Origin of the sequence: Stenotrophomonas sp. GD03877, assembly GCF_029840555.1 — a bacterium.
Lineage (GTDB): Bacteria > Pseudomonadota > Gammaproteobacteria > Xanthomonadales > Xanthomonadaceae > Stenotrophomonas > Stenotrophomonas geniculata.
This window is the reverse complement of record NZ_JAOCCT010000006.1, coordinates 161,437-180,806: the sequence shown is the minus strand read 5'-3', so window position 1 is coordinate 180,806 and position 19,370 is coordinate 161,437. Positions and strand designations below refer to the sequence as shown.

Sequence of the window (19,370 nt, the reverse complement as noted above, 5' to 3'; positions counted from 1 at the left end):
CCACCACGAGGGGCACCGCCGTTGGCCGCAATCTCCGGCACAATCGGACTCATGATTCCCCCAGAGCACGGTGAACCTGCAATGCGCATCCTGATCCTTGGCGCCGGCGGTACCGGCGGTTACTTCGGTGGTCGCCTGGCCCAGGCCGGCGTGGACGTAACCTTCCTCGTACGCCCCGCGCGCGCCGCACAGCTGGACCGCGATGGCCTGGTCATCCGCAGCCCACTCGGCGATGCCAGCTTCCCGGTGCAGCACGTCACCGCCGATGCGCTGCCCGCATTGGCCGCGCGGAAGCCGTTCGATCTGGTCATCCTCAGCTGCAAGGCCTACGACCTGGACAGCTCGATCGACGCCATTGCTCCGGCCGTGGGCGCGAACACCACCGTGCTGCCGATCCTCAACGGCCTGCACCACTACAACGCGCTGGACCTGCGCTTCGGCCGCGAGGCGGTGCTGGGCGGCCTGTGCTTCATCAGCGCCACCAAGGCCGCCGACGGCGCCGTGCTGCACCTGGGCAAGCCGGCCAAGCTCACCTTCGGCGAGCGCGATGGCGGCGCGATCTCCGCGCGCGTGCGCGCCTTGGCTGCCGCCTGCGCACAGGCCAACCTCGACCACCTGGCCAGCGAGCGCATCGGCCAGGAGCAATGGATCAAGTACACCTTCCTGACCGCGCTGGCCGCGGCCACCTGCCTGCTGCGCGCGGACATCGGCACCATCGTCGCTACCCACGATGGCGAGGCGATCGTGCGCGGCCTGTACGACGAATGCCTGGCGGTGGCCGAAGCCGCCGGTGAGCCGATTCCCGATGCCGCGCAGGACACCGCACGCGGCACTTTGACCCAGGCCGGATCTGCGCTGAAGGCGTCGATGCTGCGCGATCTGGAAGCCGGTCAGCAAGTGGAAGCCGAACAGATCGTCGGCGACATGCTGGCGCGTGCACGTAAAGCCGACCAGGAAGGCCTGCTGCTGCAGGTGGCCTACAGCAGCCTGCAGGCCTACCAGGCACTGCGCGGCGCGTGAGCCTCCCGTTGCAGGCCAGTGCGCTGCCTACGCGGGTGCTGATCCTTGGCATGGGCTGGAGTGGGTGCGTGCTGGCTGCGCAGCTGCAGGCGCGGGGCGTGCAGGTTGCGGGGACGGTGCGCGACCCCTCGTCGGCACCGGACGATGGCCGGCTGCGGCATCAGCTGCGCGCCGACGCGCCACCGTCGTCAGCCCTGCTCGATGAGATTGCACAGGCGGAGGCCGTGCTGTGCAGCGTGCCGCCAGATGCCGAGGGCGACCCGACGCTGCGCCTGCTGCTGCCGGCACTGCAGGCCAGCCCGGCACTGCGCTGGGTGGGCTATCTGTCGTCCACGTCGGTGTATGCCGACCGGGCCGGCGGTTGGGTTGACGAGCGCAGCGCAGCCGATACCACTGAAGCAGCCGGCGTGCAGCGCCTGCGTGCCGAAGTGCAATGGCGTGCACTTGCAGAAGAACGTGGTATCGCCTCGGCGGTGTTCCGCCTGCCGGGGCTGTATGGTCCAGGCCGCAATGCCCTGCTGCAGTTGGCCGAAGGCCGTGCCCGCCATGTGATTCGGCCGGGCCTGGTGTTCAATCGCCTGCACGTAGAGGATCTTGCGGCAGTGATCATCGCGGCGATGCAGCGACCGACCCACCAAGGCCTGTACCTGCCCAGCGACGACGAGCCGGCACCTCCACAGGATGTGCTGGCCCTCGCCGCGCAGCTGGGCGGGTTTGCGATGCCGCCGGCCGTGGCCTGGGACGATCCAGCGCTGAGCCCGACGCTGCAGCGCTTCTACCAGAGCAACAAGCACATCGACAGCCGTGGCACGCGTGCGGCGCTGGGGTGGGCACCACGGTTTCCGACGTATCGGGAAGGACTGCAGGCGCTGGCCGCTTCGCTCGCCGGGCATGGCCCGGCGCTACCGGACAGCGCTTTGTAGAGCCGAGCCCATGCTCGGCTGCTCTACGTGTCCGTCGCGCTGCGCGCGATAAGCCGAGCATGGGCTCGGCTCTACGTATCAACCCGCGTCGGGCAGCCGGAAGAACGTGCGCGTGGCCGCCGTGGCATTGGCCGCCGTCACCGCCACGTCCTCGCCACGGTCGCGCGCCAGCTCTTCCACGATGTGCGAGAGGAACATCGGCTCGTTGCGGCGATCCTTCGGCATCGGCTTCAGCGTGCGCGGCAGCAGGTACGGTGCATCGGTCTCGATCATCAGGCGGTTGGCCGGGATGTTCTTCACCAGTTCGCGCAGGTGCGCGCCACGGCGCTCGTCACACAGCCAGCCGGTGATGCCGATGTACCAGTCCTGGTCGAGGTAGTCGAACAGCTCATCGCGTTCGCCGGTGAAGCAATGCACCACCGCCGGGCCGATGCGCCCTTCGAAGTTCTTCATCTGCGCCATGAAATCGGCGTGTGCGTCGCGCTGGTGCAGGAACAGGGGCTTGCCGTTGTCTGCCGCCAGCTGCAGCTGGCGCTCGAAGGCACGGTGCTGGGCCGGACGCGGCGAGAAATCACGGAAGTAGTCCAGTCCGCACTCGCCTACCGCCACCACTTCGGGGTGGGCATGCAGCGCGCGCATTTCGGCATCACATTCCTCGGTGTATTCCACCGCGTGGTGGGGGTGCACGCCGGCGGTGGCGTACAGGAAGCCCGGGTGCTGCTGCGCCAGCTGCAGGGCCAGCGGCGAGTGCTCGCGGCTGGCGCCGGTGATGACCATCTGCACCACGCCGGCCTGGCGCGCGCGGTCCAGCACGGCGTCACGGTCGCGGTCGAAGGAATCGTGGGTCAGGTTGGCGCCGATATCGATCAGGTGCATGGTCATCGCGGGGGAAAAGTGCCCGCGCATTGTACCTGCGCCCGCCGTGGCCCCTTATCCTTTGCACATGAACGCCCCGCTCTTCCCGATTTCCCCGCTGCTGCCACAGATCCAGCAGCACCTGGCCGCGCAGCCGCGGCTGGTGCTGGAAGCCCCGCCCGGCGCCGGCAAGACCACCCAGGTACCGCTGGCACTGCTGGATGCACCGTGGCTGCAGGGCCGCAAGATCATCCTGCTGGAGCCGCGCCGGGTGGCCGCACGCAGCGCCGCGCTGTTCATGGCGCGGCAGCTCGGTGAAGAGGTGGGTGGCACCGTCGGCTACCGCATCCGCTTCGAGAACAAGGTTTCGTCGCGCACGCGCATTGAAGTCGTCACCGAAGGCATCCTGACCCGCATGCTGCAGGACGACCCGATGCTGGAAGAGGTCGGTGCGATCCTGTTCGACGAGTTCCACGAGCGCCATCTCAGCGGTGACCTCGGCCTGGCGCTGGCGCTGGACGTGCAGGCACAGCTGCGCGATGACCTGCGTCTGGTGGTGATGTCCGCCACGCTGGATGGCGAGCGCCTGGCACGCTTCCTCGATGCGCCGCGACTGAGCAGCGAGGGCCGCAGCTACCCGGTCGCGATCAGCCATTTCCCGGCGCGCCGCGATGAGGCGCTGGAACTGCAGGTGCGGCGCGCGGTGCAGCAGGCCTTGGCCGAACACCCCGGTGACCTGCTGGTGTTCCTGCCCGGCCAGCGCGAAATCGCGCGCGTGCAGGCCGGGCTGCAGGAATCGCTGGACGGCAACGTCGAAGTGCTGGCCCTGCACGGTGAACTGCCGGTGGAGCAGCAGGCGCGCGTGCTGCAGGTGGCCAGCGATGGTCGCCGCCGCGTGGTGCTGGCCACCAATGTCGCCGAATCCTCGGTGACCCTGCCCGGCGTGCGCGTGGTGATCGACAGTGGCCAGGCACGCGAACCGCGCTACGACCCCAACAGCGGTTTTACACGGCTGGACGTGGTGGCCATCGCGCAGGCGTCGGCTGACCAGCGCGCCGGACGCGCCGGACGCGTGGCCGAGGGCGTGGCCTGGCGGTTGTGGCCGCAGTCGCAGCGGTTGGAGCCGCAGCGCCGCGCCGAGATCGACCAGGTGGAACTGGCAGGACTGGCACTGGAACTGGCGGCCTGGGGCAGCAGCGACCTGCGCTTCCTCGACCCGCCGCCGGCCGGCCCGATGGGCGCGGCATGCGAACTGCTGCAACGGCTCGGCGCCCTGTCCAGCAGCGGTGCGATCACCGCACTTGGCCGGCGCGTGCTGGCGTTGGGCACGCATCCGCGGATGGCGGCGATGCTGCTGGCGGCGCCCGATGCACGTGCGCAGGCGCTGGCCGCTGATCTGGCCGCCCTGCTGGAGGCGCGCGACCCATTGCGCCAGGGCGGTGACGCGCTGGCGGCACGCTGGCGCGCACTGGCCGCGTTCCGCAATGGCCGCGCACCGGGTGACGCCAACCGCAGCGGTCTGGCCGCCATCGATGCGGCCGCCAAGCAGTGGCGACGTCGCCTGCGCTGTGATGCCGCGCCGCCCGCCAGCATCGAGGCCCACGAACTGGGTGACCTGCTCGCACATGCCTTCCCCGATCGGATCGGTTTCCAGAATCCCAGCGATCCATTGCGCTACCTGCTGGCCAATGGTCGCAGCGCGCGCCTGCACGAACTGAGCGACCTGCGTGGCGAACCGTGGCTGGTGGCCAGCGAGCTTCGCTTTGAGGCACGCGATGCGCTGCTGCTGCGTGCCGCACCGGTGGACGAAGGCCAGCTGCGCAAGGCGTGGCCGGAGCGCTTCGTCACCGAAGATGTGGTCTGCTGGGACAGCGAGCGCCGCGCCCTGGTGGCGCTGCGCGAGACCCGTTTCGACCGCATCGTGCTGGACAGCCGCTCGGCCGGCCGGGTCGATCCGCAGCACGCCGCGCAGGCGCTGACCGACGCGGTGGCCGAGCTCGGCCTGCAGGCGCTGCCATGGACCGAAGGCCTGCGCCAGTGGCAGGCACGGGTGGAATCACTGCGGCGCTGGATGCCGGAGTTGGATCTGCCCGACTGCAGCGACGCGGCCCTGCTGGCCAACCGTGCGCAGTGGCTGCAGCCCGCGTTCGCCGGCAAGAGCCGTCTGGATGCGCTGGACGAGTCCAGCTTCGGCGAGGCGCTGAAGTCGCCGCTGGAGTGGTCGCAGCGGCAGCTGGTCGAGCGCCATGCGCCGACCCGCATCACCGTACCTTCAGGCTTGGAACGACCGATCACCTACGCGTTGGACAGCGAAAGTGGCGAGCCGTTGCCACCGGTGCTGGCGGTGAAGCTGCAGGAACTGTTCGGCCTGGCTGATACGCCGGGCATCGCCGATGGGCGCGTGCGGCTGACCCTGCACCTGCTGTCGCCCGGTGGCCGGCCGCTGCAGGTCACCCAGGACCTGCGCAACTTCTGGGAAAACACCTACGCCGAAGTGAAAAAGGAAATGAAGGGCCGCTACCCGCGCCATCCGTGGCCGGATGACCCGTGGACGGCCACGGCCACGCACCGGGCCAAGCCACGCGGGACCTGACCGGCCCTGCCGGCACGACCGGTTGCGGACCCTGCCTGATCCTGAATGGCTGCGGTAAAGTCACGCCACGTGCGGCCTCGACTGACATACCGTTTACGGGCAACACGCGACACTGGACTTCGACCCGAGGCAAAGGACCCCCGCATGAGCAAGCTGACCGTAATCACCGACCGCGCTCTGGAGCGCGCCCTGGAGCTGGCCCACACCGCCGGCGATGGCCTGAAGAGCGCCGGTGGCAGCCTGCGCAATGCGGACTGGATCAAGACCGGCGCCGCCATCGGCGCAGTGAAGACCGGCGGCAAGGCCGCGACCAAGTTCGTGCGCCGCAATCCGGCAGTAGCCGTGGCCGCAGCTGCGGTCGGTGTGGGCCTGCTCGGCTATGCGCTGTACCGCAAGCAGCAGAAGAAGAAGGCCGCCAATGGCCACGTGGTGAATGGGCAGGCGCAGCGCATCAATGCGCGTGACCGCCGCAACGACACCGTGGTGGATGAGCACAGCGATATCGGCAGCGACGCCTGAGATCGTCGGCCGCTGCCAGGGCCGGGGTCCTTCCGCAGGAAGGGCTCCGGCCTTTTCATTTCAACCGATCTGCCGCCACTGGCCCGGCTGCAGGTCGTCCAGCCGGTAGGGTCCCATCGACACGCGGACCAGCCGCAGCGTCGGCAGGTTCACCGCCGCGGTCATCCGCCGCACCTGGCGGTTGCGGCCCTCGCGGATCGTGATCGCCAGCCAGGCATCGGGCACGGTCTTGCGGAAACGTACCGGCGGATCGCGCGTCCACAGCGACGGCGCCGGATCGAGGCGCTCGATCTTCGCCGGCAGGGTCGGCCCGTCGTTCAGCTCAACGCCGTCGCGCAGCCGCTGCAGCTGCTCGTCGCTGGGGGTGCCTTCCACCTGCACCCAGTAGGTCTTGTCGGCCTTGTGTCTGGGGTCGGTCAGCTTGTGCGCCAGCGTACCGTTGTCGGTCAGCAGCAGCAGGCCCTCGCTGTCATGGTCGAGCCGGCCGGCGGCGTACACACGCGGCGGCAGGCCAAACCCGGCCAAGGTCGGCCGCGGCGGCACGCTGCGGTCGGTGAACTGGCAGAGCACGTTGAAGGGCTTGTTGAAGGCAATCAGCATTGCGGGCACGGCGGGTGGCAGATGGCGCATTGTCCCACGCCGCGCTGCTCGCTCGCCGGGCACCGCTTTGGCCGAGGCTGCGGCGGGATCAGCCGAAGACCTTCCACTCCAGCAGGAACGAGCCCAGCACCAGCGCGATGCCGCACGCCGCGATGACATTGGCCCGGCGCCGCAGGCGGACCGGTGGCGGATTCATGGCACGCGCGCGTTCCTCCAGCAGCGCACCGGCGAACAGCACGGCAAACCCCACCGTCGCCACCAGGTCGTAGGCATGGCCACCGTAGAACACGAAATCAATCAGCCGCGCCAGCACCAGCACGGCCACGGCGATGTAGAACACCTTCTTCAACAGTCCACTCCATGGATGGTAGCGCCGGGCCATGCCCGGCGGATGCACATTACGTCGATTGCCACGCCGCTGCGCTCGCCGGGCGTGGCCCGGCCCTGCCGATTTACGGCTTGATGAAGCGCAGGGTCATGCGATCGCTCTCGCCGATCGCCTGGTACTTCGCGTCGTCGGCCTTGTCGTGCTGGTTGGTCGGCGGCAGCGTCCACACGCCGTTCGGGTGGTCCTTGGTGTCGCGCGGGTTGGCGTTGACCTCGCTGCGCGCATCCAGCTTGAAACCAGCCGCCTCGGCCATCGCGATCACCTGCTGCTGGCCGACATAGCCGGTGTCATCGTCGTCGGCCACATCGGTCCTGGCGCGATGCTCGACCACGCCGAGCACGCCGCCCGGCTTGAGCACGTTGAAGAAGCCCTGGAACATGCCCTGCGCCTGGCCGGCCTTGCGCCAGTTGTGCACGTTGCGGAAGGTCAGCACCACGTCGGCAGAATTGGCCGGGCCGAACACCGGCTTGGCCGGATCGTAGGCGACCACGGCAGTCTTGCCGAACTGCGCCGGTGCGCCGGCGTACTTCTTTTCCAGGCTGTCGCGGCTGCGCTGCTGGTAGTCACGGCCGCGGCCTTCGGGCACGGCCATCGGATCGACCACGGCGGCGACGTATTGGCCCTTGTCATGCAGCAGCGGCGCCAGGATCTCCGAGTACCAGCCGTTGCCGGGGGTGATCTCGATGACGGTCTTTTCCGGAGCCACCCTGAAGAACGACAGCGTCTGCGCCGGATGACGGAAGCCATCGCGCTTGACGTTGTTGGCATCGCGGGTGGGCGCCTTCACCGCCGCGTCGATGGCCGGCGAGACCTGGATCTTCGCCGGCGCTACCGTGGCCGGTGCGGCGAACGCAGGAACAGCAGCAAGCAGGGCCGACGCAAGCAGCAGTCGGCAACCACGCAGGGACGAAGCAGGCATCATCGGGACGACTCCAGCGGAAGATGCGGCGAGACTAGCAGTCGCAGCGTCCCAGGTGTTCACAAAACGTTAGCTGCGTGCGCGCCGCGGAACACTGTTTTGTGGTCGTCGCCGCAGCACGGTCACACATCGCGTTCTATTCTGGAGCACTTCCCCCAAGGAGTCCGTGCCCATGACGGCAACCCGCGAACTGGGCCGTTCCGGCCTGCATGTACGTCCGCTCGCCTTCGGTGGCAACGTGTTCGGCTGGAGCGCCGATGAAAAGGCCAGCTTCGCCCTGCTCGATGCCTTCGTCGACGCCGGTTTCAATCTGGTCGACACCGCCGATGTGTACTCGGCCTGGGTGCCGGGCAATGCCGGCGGCGAATCGGAAACGCTGATCGGCAAGTGGTTCGCGCGCAGCGGCAAGCGCGACAAGGTGGTGCTGGCGACCAAGGTGGCCAAGTGGGCCGAACGCCCCGGCCTGACCCCGGACAACATCAATGCGGCGGTCGAGGATTCGCTGCGCCGGCTGCAGACCGACGTCATCGATCTTTACCAGGCCCACGAGGATGACGAGTCGACGCCGCTGGAAGCCACGCTGGCTGCGTTCGGCCGCCTGATCGAAGCCGGCAAGGTGCGCGCCATCGGCGCCTCCAACTACAGCGCCACGCGCCTTGCCGACGCGCTGAAGGTCTCCACCGACTACAAGCTGCCGCGTTACGAAACCCTGCAGCCGGAGTACAACCTGTATGACCGCGCCGGCTACGAGAAGGAACTGGAACCGCTGGTGCAACGCGAACAGATCGGCGTGATCGGTTACTACGCCCTGGCCAGTGGCTTCCTCAGCGGCAAGTACCGCACGCCGGCCGATGCAGCCAAGAGCCCAGCGCGTGGCGAGACGGTGGTGAAGCGCTATCTGAACCCGCGCGGCCTGCGCATCCTGCAGGCGCTGGATGACGTGGCCAGCAAGCACGGCGCCAGCGCCGCACAGATCGCACTGGCATGGCAGATCGCGCGGCCGTCGATCACCGCACCGATCGTCAGCGCCACCAGCGTCGAACAGCTGCACGATCTGCTGGCAGCGGCCAACCTGTCGTTGAGCGTGCAGGACGTCGCGCAGCTGGATGCCGCCAGCGCGGAAGCCTGAGTTGTAGTGCCGGCCGCTGGCCGGCATTGCACAACAGCGAAGAAGATAATTGAACAAAATGGTTGCGCGCGACTAAATCGTGGTTTATCGTGCGCACCTCGTTTCAACAACCACTGGAAAACTCCCTTGAACGCGCATTCCGTCGCCACCGCCAAACTGCTGCCATGCCTGCGCATGGACGGGCTGGCGCGCGCGTTCGGCAAGGAAGACCAGCTGACAACGGCCTGATACCCGCCCTGCGGAGATCGGCCACCCCGATCTCCGAGGCCTGACGACGCCCTCGGAACGCACGTCCCGGGGGCGTTTTCGTTTGCGTCGGCACAAGGACCCGCGATGCCAGAACTGCACCCCGCGCGGCAACCCGCCGCTCACTGACCCAGGTTTCTTCGCCGCACCGGAGGATTTTCTCCGCGTGCATGGCAACACCTGGACATTATCTGCATCGCACCCAAACATTATCGCTCGCGATAATGTCGGTGGCCTGCACCCTCGACTACCAACGGTCCCGTTTCAACCACGGGCTGGTGCGCGCGGCATTGCCGTGGCGTATGCCGGAGGTCGCGGACATGCCATCGCCTGGATCGCCTGCTGGAGGCAGGCGCCGGTTCGCCGGCACGCGGTTCGATTCCGCGCGGTCCCCAACTGGATAGCTCAGCTTGGTCAGAGCAACGGATCCGTAATCCGTCTGTCGTGGGTTCGATTCCCACTCCAACCACATGACCTGTCACGTCATGACTTGAAGCAACACCCGGGGCGCAAGCCCCAGCGGCCATCGTCGCCGTCCACCGTCATTGCCTTCGGGCAGGAACGTGGAAGGCAACGGACCGCACGCCGGGCCTCGGCCTGTCACCACTACCTGCCCCACTCTGCTCCGGTGCTGTCTGCCGGCAGCGATGGCCGCAAGGGTGATGACGCACCGAAGGCTCCGCGCGCGGACCGTCGGCCGATGGCCGCCCTCTTCCGCTGCCTGCACGTGGTGTGCAGGCGGCCTCGCCACGACCTGATCGACCCGGGCCATGGTGATTCATCCGCATCGGGTCGAACCACCAGAGCCATACAAGGAGAGACTCCCATGTTCTGGACCATCAAGGTCGTGATCGGCGACGGCGAGCGCGGCCTGGTGTATCGCAACCGTCGTTTCCAGCAGATCCTGCTGCCGGGCGTGCACCGCCTGTCGCCGTTCGGCGGCCGGCCGCACGTGGACATCCACAACGCATCGAAGGGCGCGGCCTACACCGGCAGCGACCAGGACAGCCTGATCGAAGCGCTGGGCGCACAGCTGGATACGCACTTCGTACTGGCCAACGTCGGCGCCGGCGAGGTCGGCCTGTTGCTGCGCAACGGCCGCATCGACGAGGTCCTGCCGCCGGGCAGCCGCCGTCTGTACTGGCGCGGTTCGGTCGACACCCAGGCCCGCGTGATGGCGCTGGGTGACGAGCCGCGCATCCCGCTGGACGTGCAGCAGCGCCTGGGGCAGCTGGGCGTGCTGCCGCGTGTCGCGGTGATCAGCACCGTGCCGAGCGAGTCGGTCGGCCTGCTGTTCATCGATGGCACGCTGCGGCAGACGCTGGATGCCGGTCTGCACGCGTTCTGGAACTTCAACGGCAACGTGTCGGTGGAGCGTGTGGAACTGCGTGCACGTTCACTGGACGTGTCCGGCCAGGAGCTGCTCAGCCGCGACAAGGTGACCCTGCGGGTGAACCTGGCCGCGACCGTGCAGGTGGTCGACCCGGTGCGTGCACACCGCACGCTCAGCAATGCCGATGAGTTCATCTATCGGCAGCTGCAGTTCGGCCTGCGCCAGGCGATCGCCGCACGCAGCCTGGACGAGCTGCTCGGTGACAAGGCGGCGCTGGACGGCGAGATCGCCGCCCATGTGCAGGCCGCGATCGAGGGCCACGGTGTGCGCCTGCTCGGCGTGGGCATCAAGGACGTGATCCTGCCGGGCGAGATGAAGGAGATCCTCAACGGCGTGGTGCTGGCCGAGAAGCAGGCCCAGGCCAGCGTGATCCGTCGCCGCGAGGAGGCCAACGCCACGCGTTCGCAGCTCAACACCGCAAAGCTGATCGAGGACAACCCGGTGCTGATGCGCTTGAAGGAGCTGGAGGCGCTGGAGAAGATCACCGAGAAGATCGACACGCTCACCGTGTTCGGCGGCCTGGATGGCGTGCTGAAGCAGCTGGTGACGATCAGGTAGGGGGTCGCGGCGGCGCAGGGACGCGCCGCCGGCCCATCAAGGACTTCAACAAGACAATGGACACGCAACACAACTATCAATGGCTGCACGCCGAGGGCACCACGCCGATCAAGGGCTGGGTCAACGGCGTGCCGCTGGAAGCACAGGCCCACGAGCAGCTGCGCAACATCGCCGCGATCCCGTTCGTAGGGCCGTGGGTGGCGGTGATGCCGGACGTGCACCTGGGCAAGGGCGCGACCGTGGGCTCGGTGATTCCGACCCGTGGCGCGATCATTCCGGCCGCGGTCGGTGTCGACATCGGCTGCGGCATGGCGGCGGTGCGTACCACGCTGCGCGCCAACAACCTGCCCGATGACCTGCGGCAACTGCGCAACAGCATCGAGCGCAGCATCCCGGTCGGCAATGGGCGCGGCGGTGAGCATCACCGCATGCCCGACAGCATCCACACCCGGTTGGTGCAGTCGGGGCTGGCCGACGGCCTGGAGAAGATCAAGGACAAGCACCGCCGGATCCGCACCGACAAGCTGGACCGCCAGCTGGGTACGCTGGGCGGCGGCAACCACTTCATCGAACTGTGCCTGGACGAGACGGATACGGTGTGGGTGATGCTGCACAGCGGCTCGCGCGGCACCGGCAACCTGATCGGCACCTACTTCATCGAGAAGGCGCGCGAGGAACTGGCCCGCCGCGTGCTCGGCTTCCACCTCCCGGACAAGGACCTGGCGTTCTTTATGGAAGGCGAGCCGCTGTTCGACGACTACGTTGAGGCGGTGTCGTGGGCGCAGGACTACGCGCGGCAGAACCGCGAGGCGATGATGTCGCGGGTGCTGGCCGAGATGCGCCACCGCTTGCCGAAGTTCCAGCTGGCCGCGATGGCGGTGAACTGCCACCACAACTACGTGCAGAGGGAAACGCATCACGGCCAGGAGCTGCTGGTGACACGCAAGGGCGCCGTCAGCGCGCGCGAGGGCGAACTGGGCATCATTCCCGGCAGCATGGGCACGCGCAGCTACATCGTGCGCGGCAAAGGCAACGCGGACAGCTTCCACAGCTGCAGCCACGGTGCCGGCCGGGTGATGAGCCGCGGTGCCGCACGCCAGCAGATCACGCTGGCACAGCATCGCGAGGCCACCGCACACGTTGAGTGCCGCAAGGACAGCGGCGTGCTGGACGAGTCACCGGCGGCGTACAAGTCGATCGATGATGTCATGGCCGCCCAGCTGGACCTGGTGGACGTGGTGCACACCTTGCGGCAGGTGCTGTGCGTGAAGGGGTAATGGAACGGTGCCGACCAAGGTCGGCATCTACCAGAGCAGGTGGTCAGCGCGGCACGCTGTCCTCGGCCACCAGCGCATGATGCACGCCAATGCCCGCGCGCACGCCCTCGGCAGCGGCCAGCGTGATGTTGCCAACCGTGGTTGCATCGCCCGCGGCATACACGTTCGGCACCGAGGTCTGCTTCATCATGTCAACCTCGATCAGCACGCCCAGCGGGCTCTCGACCAATGTGCAGCCCAGTTGCTGTACCAAAGGCGTGGCCATCGCCTGGGTGGCCGGCACGAACAACGCACGCTGGGCGATGCGGCGGCCGTCGGCCAGCTCCACTTCCAGCCAGGTCGGCTGGTCGCCCTGCACGCCCAGCACGGGTGACATCTCGATCTGCACGCCGCGCTGCTGCATGGCGGCCCGTTCCTCATCGGTGATCGGCAGGCCCTGGCTGAAGAACGTGACATTGCCCCAGTCGGCGAACAGCGGCGCCTTGCTGGCGGACATCGGATGGCCGCCGAGCAGGCCGATGGCACCACCACCCACTTCATAGCCATGGCAGTACGGGCAATGCAGCACGGTGCTGCCCCAGCGCTCGGCCAGGCCCGGCAACGCCGGCAACTGGTCGGCAATACCGCTGGCCAGCAGCAGCTTGCGCGCGGCCAGGACCTGGCCATCGGCGGTATGCACTTCCACGCCTTCGGCGCGGGCGGCAGCCTGCACGGCTTCGGCATGCAACCAACGCACTGTGGGATAGTCCAGCAGCTGCTGTCGCGCGGTCTTCAGCAGCTCGGCCCCGCTGATGCCATCCAGCCCCAGCACGCCGTGCGAATGGCCGGCGAAACGGTTGCGCGGCGAACCGGCATCGATGATCGTGACCGGCCGACGGGCGCGCGCCAGGATCAAGGCGGCGGCGATGCCGGCATAGCTGCCGCCGACGATGAGCACATCAGGATTCATGGTGACCTTCCAGGGAGCGGTGATGGGCGAGATGACGGGCGAAGTCGGCGCCGAGCTGGTCCAGCGTGGTCGCCTGCAGCCGCTGTTCGAGAAGGCGCTGTGCTTCGCGCGCCCCTTCGAGCAGGGCGCTGTTGACCAGCTGCTGGATCGGGCAGCCGCCGCCGGAATCGCGGGCGCCGACCTGCACCAGCGGTGGTGCGCCCACGGCCAGATAGATGTCATGCAGGGTGATCGTTGCGGCATCGCGTGCCAGCAGGCTGCCGCCGCCGTGGCCGCGGGTGCTGCGCACCAGGCCGGCCTTGTGCAGCTGTGCCAGCAGGCGACGGATCACCACCGGATGCGTCGGCAGGCACGACGCCAGCTGCTCGGACGTACGCGGGGCAGCGTGGCCCACCAGATGCGCCATCACGTGCAGGGCGTCGGAAAGCGGGTTTGCTGATTTCATGTAACAACAATAGTTACATTTAAACCACCTGTCGAGAGTCCGTATTCGTTCCATATGGACACATTTGTCCTGTGAAACATCTCCTTCACATCTCTAAACAGAACGCGAATGTGATCGTTGTCGCACTTCAGGCGCGCAGGGCACGGGTCGATACCGCATTGCCCCTTCCCGAGAGTCCCTTCCATGAAAGCGTCTGTCCGTGCTCCGCGCCTGCAGTCCAAGCTGCTCGGCGCGGTTTCCGTTGGTCTGGCCGTGGTCCTGCTCTGCGCACTGGCGGGCCTGGCCTCCGCCTGGTTGAAGCTGTCCACCGAGGTTCCACCCGAAGTCGCGCACAGCCGCGATGCAGAACGCCTGCAACGCGAGTTCCGCGGCCAGGTGCAGGAATGGAAGAACGTATTGCTGCGCGGCCGCGACGATGCGCTGCGCCAGCGCCATCTGGATGCCTTCGACAGCGAGGGCAGCCTGGTCGAGCAGCTGGCCAAGGGCCTGCTGGCCAGCCCGGACGCGCGCACGCGTGATCTGGCACAGGCCTTCATCGGCCTGCATGCGCAGCTGCAGAAGGACTATCACGCTGCCCTGCAGGCATTTGCAGAGGCCGGCTACGACCCCGCCGCCGGCGACAACCTCGTGCGCGGCAAGGATCGCCCCGTGGCGAGCGCGCTGGATGCGTTGAGCGCGCACGCCACCCAGGTGGCCGAAGCAGCGGTGGCCGCGCGTTCTCAGCAGGCACGCCAGACCCTGCTGCTGTGTGCAGCGCTGACCGTGCTGGCTGCCGTGCTGCTGTTGATGGGCCTGGCCTGGTGGCTGCGGCGCGCGGTGGTGCAGCCGGTACTGGCGGTGGAAGCCGCTGCACGTGCAGTGGCTGCCGGCGACCTGCAACACGTGGTGCAGGTGCGCAGCCGCGACGAAATTGGCCGCCTCGCGCAGGCCATGCAGGCCGTGCAGTCCACGCTGCGCGGCGTACTGGACGCACAGGCAACGATGGCGCAGGCGCATGACGCCGGCAGCATCAGCCACCGCATGGATGCCAGTGCCTTCCCCGGCGCGTTCGGCACGATGGTGGCCGACAGCAACGCGCTGGTCGATGCGCACATCCAGGTGAAGCTGCGCGCGATCGCGATCATGGGCCGCTATGCCGTCGGCGACCTCAGCCAGGACATGGAACGCCTGCCCGGCGAGAAGGCCGTGATCACCAACGCATTGGATACGGCCAAGGCCAATCTCGGTGTGATCAACGGCGAGATCCGCCGCCTGGCCGAAGCGGCGGCCGCCGGTGACTTCAGCCAGCGCGGCGACAGCGCACGTTTCGAGCATGATTTCCGCGCGATGGTCGACGGTTTGAACCGCCTGATGCAGACCACTGAACTGAACCTGGGCGAGGTCTCCAGCATGTTGCGTGCGATTGCCGATGGCCGTCTCGGCGCGCGCATGCACGGTGATTTCCAGGGCGTGTTCGCGCGTATCGCCGGTGACGCCAACACCACCGCCGCGCAGCTGGCGACCATCGTCACCGACATCAAGCACGCCTCCGGCAACATCCACACGGCGGCGGCGGAAATCGCCGCCGGCAACAACGACCTGTCGCGCCGTACCGAACAGCAGGCGGCGAATCTGGAAGAAACCGCTGCCTCGATGGAGGAGCTGACCTCCACCGTGCGCCAGAACGCCGAACACGCGCGCCAGGCCAACCAGCTGGCCATCGGCGCGCACACGGTCGCCTCGCAGGGCGGCAGCGTGGTCGGCCAGGTGGTGGCAACAATGGGCGCGATCGAGACCTCGTCGCGGCAGATCGCCGAGATCATCAGCGTGATCGATGGCATCGCGTTCCAGACCAACATCCTGGCGCTGAACGCAGCGGTTGAAGCGGCACGCGCCGGTGAGCAGGGTCGCGGCTTCGCCGTGGTGGCCAGCGAAGTGCGCACGCTAGCACAACGCTCGGCCGGTGCCGCCAAGGAGATCAAGGCACTGATCGAAGCCTCTGTGGAACAGGTCGGCCACGGCGCGCAGCGCGTGCGTGAGGCCGGTGACACCATGGCCGAGATCGTGGCCTCGGTGCAGCGCGTGACCGACATCATGGCCGAGATTTCCGCCGCCTCGCAGGAACAGAGCGCGGGCATCGAGCAGGTCAGCCAGACCGTGATCCAGATGGACGGCACCACCCAGCAGAATGCCGCGCTGGTGGAGGAAGCCAGCGCCGCGGCACGCAGCCTGGAACAGCAGGCGAACCGGTTGATCGAGGCGGTGGATGTGTTCGATCTGTCGACCACGGCGGATGCGAAGGGCGGGTTGGCGCGCGCGGCCTGATTGGTCCGGTTGCCGGCCAGCGTCAGATGGGTAGCGCCCGACCGTTGGTCGGGCGATGGCAGGAGCAGTGCGGACCAACGGTCCGCACCCACCCGAATCCGATCAGCGCAGGTAACCGCTCTGCGCCATCGCTTCACCCAGGTAATCCAGGAACGAGCTGATCCGCGCCGACACCGCCGTGTTGCGGTAATACACCGCGTGGATCGGCTGGTACACATCCAGCGTCTGCGCCGCCAGCACCGGCACCAGCGTGCCAGCAGCGCGGTCGCGATCGGTGACGAAGTCGGACAGGCAGGTGATGCCGACACCTTCCACCGCCAGGCGGCGCAGTGTCTCGCCACTGGACACCGCGATATCCGGATGCACCCGCAGCAGGCCATCGGAATCGCCCGGCAACGGCCAGCGGTTGAGTGACTCCGGCTCGTTGAAGCTGAGCAGCGTGTGCTGGCCCAGCGCGGCGACGCTGGCCGGTTCGCCGTGTGCAGCCAGGTAGGCCGGGCTGGCCACCAGCCGCAGCTGGCACCGCCCCAGCGGCCGCGCATGCAACGTGGAGTCGGCCAGTGGCCCGATCCGGATCGCCAGATCGGTGCGCCGCTCCAGCAGGTCGATGTAGCGGTCGGAGCTGTTCAACTCCAGCTGCACTTCCGGGTAGCGCGCACGATAGCCGCTCACCAGCGGCGCGATCACGTGCAGCACGAACGGCATCGCCGCATCCACGCGCAGGCGCCCTGCCGGACGCTCGCGGCGCGCCGCCATCTGTTCCTCGGCCGATTCCACCGCATCGATGATCGCCCGTGCATGGCGCAGGAACACCTCGCCCTCGGCAGTCAGGTGCAGGCGGCGGGTGGTGCGGGTCAGCAGGGTGATCCCCAGCTTGTCCTCCAGCCGCCCCAGCGCACGGCTCACGCCCGAGGGCGTCTGCCCCAGCTGCTCGGCAGCGGCACTGATCGACCCGCTGTCGATCACCGCGAGGAAGGCCTGCATTTCGTCGAGAGTGGTCTTCATCCCGCCATTATTGACTGAACGGCAATAGTGATTGGCGTGAAGACCGGTTTTTCGGCAAAGGTGCGCCGCGCACACTGCGCGCCTTCCTTCCCTCCGGAGCCGGCCATGATCCGTGGCATTCCCCTCGCCCTGCTGGCGTTGACCCTCGGTGCCTTCGCCATCGGCACCACCGAGTTCGTCATCGTCGGCCTGATTCCCACGATTGCCGCCGATCTGCAGGTCAGCCTGCCCTCCGCAGGCCTGCTGGTCTCGCTGTATGCCCTCGGGGTGGCCATCGGTGCGCCGGTGCTGACCGCGCTCACCGGCCGCGTGCCGCGCAAGACCCTGCTGGTGGCGCTGATGGTGCTGTTCACGCTTGGAAACGTCATCGCCTTCCTGGCGCCGGGCTATACCTCGCTGATCATCGCCCGCATCCTCACCGGCTTGGCCCACGGCGTGTTCTTCTCGATCGGTTCGATCATCGCCACCGCGGTGGTGCCGAAGGAGAAGGCCGCCAGTGCCATCGCCATCATGTTCACCGGCCTGACCGTGGCGCTGGTGACCGGTGTGCCGCTGGGCACTTTCATCGGCCAGCACCTGGGCTGGCGTGCCACCTTCCTGGCGGTAGCCGGCCTCGGCGTGATCGCCCTGCTCGGCGCGCTGCTGTTCGTGCCGCGCAGCGTGCCGCAGAGTGCGCCCGCCAGTTTCCGCCAGCAGCTGGCTGTGCTGGCCCAACCCCGCCTGCTGCTGGTCTATGCGATGACCGCACTTGGCTACGGCGGCACCTTCCTGGCCTTCACCTATCTGGCGCCGATCCTGCAGGACGTCACCGGTTTCTCCGCCAATGCGGTCAGCCTGGTGCTGCTTGTGTACGGCGTGTCGGTGGCGATCGGCAACCTGTGGGGCGGGCGCATGGCCGACCGCATGGGCCCGGTGCCCGCGCTGAAGCGCATCTTCGCCCTGCTGGCCGTCGTGCTGTTCGTGCTCACCTTCACCGCCTACAACACCTGGTTGATGCTGCTGACGGTGCTGGCACTGGGTGCGGTGGCCTTCGGCAACGTACCCGGCCTGCAGGTGTATGTGGTCAAGCAGGCGCAGCGCTATGCGCCGCAGGCCACTGATGTAGCCTCGGGGCTGAACATCGCCGCCTTCAACATCGGCATCGCGCTGGGCGCCTCGCTCGGCGGCCTGGTGGTGGAAAACATCGGCCTGATGCACACGCCGTGGCTGGGCGCGCTGGTGGTGCTGGGCGCGTATGCGCTGACCGTGCTCAGCGGCCGCCTGGACCGCCGCGACGGCATCGATGACCGCGCCGATGGCATCGCCGTGGCCGCGCATTGATTCATGCAATGCAGCGTTGCCGGCATGCATACGGCACCTGTCCTACCCTCTTTCCTTTGCGACTCCCTCCCCCTTGGAGCTTCCCATGACCGTTCCCGCTTTTGGCCTTGGTACCTTCCGCCTGAAGGACCAGACCGTGATCGACACGGTGCGCAATGCACTGGACGTCGGCTACCGCGCCGTTGATACCGCGCAGATCTATGGCAACGAAGCCGAAGTCGGCCAGGCCATCGCCGAGTCCGGCGTGCCGCGTGATGACCTGTACCTCACCACCAAGGTGTGGATCTCCGAGTTCAAGCGCGAAGCGCTGCTGGCCAGCCTGCGTACCAGTCTGGAGAAGCTGCGCACCGACCACGTCGACCTGGCACTGATCCACTGGCCGTCGCCGAACGACAAGGTCGACGTGCCGATGGAGGAGTACCTGACCGCACTGGCCGAGGCCAAGGCACTGGGGCTGACGAAGGCGATCGGCATCTCCAACTTCACCATCGCGCAGACCCGCAAGGCGATCGGCATCCTCGGTGCCGACGCCATCGCCACCAACCAGATCGAGATCCATCCGTACCTGCAGAACCGCCTGCTGGTGAAGTTCCTGCAGGACAACGGCATCCACATCACCGCCTACATGAGCCTGGCCTATGGCGAGGTGATCAAGGACCCGGTGATCCAGGCCATTGCCGGCCGTCACCAGGCCACCCCGGCGCAGATCGCACTGGCGTGGGCGCTGCAGCAGGGTTTCTCGGTGATCCCGTCGTCGACCAAGCGCGAGAATCTCTCGGGCAACCTGGAAGCGGCCGCGATCCGGCTGACCGACGAGGACATGGCGCAGATCGCCAAACTGGATCGGGGGCACCGCCTGGCCAATCCGGAAGGCATTGCGCCGGCCTGGGATTGAGGCCCTGTTGTTGTAGAGCCGAGCCCACGCTC

17 protein-coding genes and 1 tRNA gene are annotated in these 19,370 nt (G+C 67.7%); 11 read left to right on the top strand and 7 right to left on the bottom strand.

Features of this window, described 5'->3' with window-relative positions:
- The first annotated feature begins 81 nt into the window (after positions 1-81).
- Both panE and N5D20_RS06855 read left to right on the top strand, forming a co-directional pair.
- Positions 82-1,020, top strand: a complete 939-nt coding sequence (gene panE, locus N5D20_RS06860; protein ID WP_197578103.1) for a 2-dehydropantoate 2-reductase — start codon at positions 82-84, stop codon at positions 1,018-1,020.
- Positions 1,017-1,943 carry an NAD-dependent epimerase/dehydratase family protein gene (locus tag N5D20_RS06855; protein ID WP_279914247.1) on the top strand — a complete coding sequence of 309 codons (927 nt, stop codon included), beginning with the start codon at positions 1,017-1,019 and terminating at the stop codon, positions 1,941-1,943. Before panE ends, N5D20_RS06855 begins: the two co-directional genes overlap by 4 nt.
- A gap of 78 nt (positions 1,944-2,021) precedes the next feature.
- Here N5D20_RS06855 and N5D20_RS06850 read toward each other — a convergent pair whose 3' ends face one another.
- Positions 2,022-2,819 carry a TatD family hydrolase gene (locus tag N5D20_RS06850; protein ID WP_049480116.1) on the bottom strand — a complete coding sequence of 266 codons (798 nt, stop codon included), beginning with the start codon at positions 2,817-2,819 and terminating at the stop codon, positions 2,022-2,024.
- Between the two features lie 67 nt (positions 2,820-2,886).
- Here N5D20_RS06850 and hrpB point away from each other — a divergent pair, with 67 nt between their 5' ends.
- Entirely contained in the window at positions 2,887-5,391 is a 2,505-nt protein-coding gene (gene hrpB, locus N5D20_RS06845; protein WP_197578104.1) for an ATP-dependent helicase HrpB, read from the top strand.
- 144 nt (positions 5,392-5,535) lie between these two features.
- Positions 5,536-5,910 carry a hypothetical protein gene (locus N5D20_RS06840; protein WP_019336760.1) on the top strand — a complete coding sequence of 125 codons (375 nt, stop codon included), beginning with the start codon at positions 5,536-5,538 and terminating at the stop codon, positions 5,908-5,910.
- Between the two features lie 60 nt (positions 5,911-5,970).
- Here the strand turns inward: N5D20_RS06840 and N5D20_RS06835 are convergent, their stop codons facing one another.
- The 3 genes from N5D20_RS06835 to N5D20_RS06825 form a co-directional block, all read right to left on the bottom strand.
- Entirely contained in the window at positions 5,971-6,510 is a 540-nt protein-coding gene (locus N5D20_RS06835) for a pseudouridine synthase (RefSeq protein WP_019336761.1), read from the bottom strand.
- Positions 6,511-6,598: 88 nt separating this feature from the next.
- Positions 6,599-6,850: a hypothetical protein gene (locus tag N5D20_RS06830; RefSeq protein ID WP_224329425.1), complete on the bottom strand. Its 252-nt coding sequence runs from the start codon at positions 6,848-6,850 to the stop codon at positions 6,599-6,601.
- 112 nt (positions 6,851-6,962) lie between these two features.
- Positions 6,963-7,820: a class I SAM-dependent methyltransferase gene (locus N5D20_RS06825; RefSeq protein ID WP_197578105.1), complete on the bottom strand. Its 858-nt coding sequence runs from the start codon at positions 7,818-7,820 to the stop codon at positions 6,963-6,965.
- A 169-nt stretch (positions 7,821-7,989) separates the two neighbouring features.
- Between N5D20_RS06825 and N5D20_RS06820 the strand changes: the two genes are divergently transcribed.
- From N5D20_RS06820 to N5D20_RS06805, 4 genes are all read left to right on the top strand, one after another.
- Positions 7,990-8,946, top strand: coding sequence for an aldo/keto reductase (locus tag N5D20_RS06820; RefSeq protein WP_049435962.1), 957 nt, complete (start codon positions 7,990-7,992; stop codon positions 8,944-8,946).
- Positions 8,947-9,589: 643 nt separating this feature from the next.
- Positions 9,590-9,661, top strand: a tRNA-Thr gene (locus N5D20_RS06815).
- Positions 9,662-10,018: 357 nt separating this feature from the next.
- The gene (locus tag N5D20_RS06810; protein WP_197578107.1) at positions 10,019-11,143 is read left to right on the top strand and encodes a slipin family protein; all 1,125 of its coding nucleotides are present in this window, start codon (positions 10,019-10,021) and stop codon (positions 11,141-11,143) included.
- Between the two features lie 56 nt (positions 11,144-11,199).
- Positions 11,200-12,420: an RtcB family protein gene (locus tag N5D20_RS06805; RefSeq protein WP_197578108.1), complete on the top strand. Its 1,221-nt coding sequence runs from the start codon at positions 11,200-11,202 to the stop codon at positions 12,418-12,420.
- A gap of 43 nt (positions 12,421-12,463) precedes the next feature.
- On the opposite strand, the gene N5D20_RS06800 is transcribed toward N5D20_RS06805, so the two are convergent.
- Positions 12,464-13,369 (bottom strand): NAD(P)/FAD-dependent oxidoreductase, encoded by a 906-nt coding sequence (locus N5D20_RS06800; RefSeq protein ID WP_197578109.1) that lies wholly within the window; start codon positions 13,367-13,369, stop codon positions 12,464-12,466.
- Positions 13,359-13,814, bottom strand: a complete 456-nt coding sequence (locus N5D20_RS06795; RefSeq protein WP_134958883.1) for an Rrf2 family transcriptional regulator — start codon at positions 13,812-13,814, stop codon at positions 13,359-13,361. The genes N5D20_RS06800 and N5D20_RS06795 overlap by 11 nt, the downstream gene beginning before the upstream one ends.
- A gap of 183 nt (positions 13,815-13,997) precedes the next feature.
- On the opposite strand from N5D20_RS06795, the gene N5D20_RS06790 reads away from it, so the two are divergent.
- A complete protein-coding gene (locus N5D20_RS06790) occupies positions 13,998-16,118 on the top strand; it encodes a methyl-accepting chemotaxis protein (RefSeq protein ID WP_197578110.1) in 2,121 nt (706 codons plus the stop codon).
- A gap of 102 nt (positions 16,119-16,220) precedes the next feature.
- On the opposite strand, the gene N5D20_RS06785 is transcribed toward N5D20_RS06790, so the two are convergent.
- The gene (locus N5D20_RS06785) at positions 16,221-17,123 is read right to left on the bottom strand and encodes a LysR family transcriptional regulator (protein ID WP_049435966.1); all 903 of its coding nucleotides are present in this window, start codon (positions 17,121-17,123) and stop codon (positions 16,221-16,223) included.
- Positions 17,124-17,228: 105 nt separating this feature from the next.
- Here N5D20_RS06785 and N5D20_RS06780 point away from each other — a divergent pair, with 105 nt between their 5' ends.
- Entirely contained in the window at positions 17,229-18,443 is a 1,215-nt protein-coding gene (locus N5D20_RS06780) for an MFS transporter (RefSeq protein ID WP_197578111.1), read from the top strand.
- 85 nt (positions 18,444-18,528) lie between these two features.
- Positions 18,529-19,338 (top strand): 2,5-didehydrogluconate reductase DkgB, encoded by an 810-nt coding sequence (dkgB, locus tag N5D20_RS06775; RefSeq protein WP_197578112.1) that lies wholly within the window; start codon positions 18,529-18,531, stop codon positions 19,336-19,338.
- Positions 19,339-19,370: the final 32 nt, after the last annotated feature.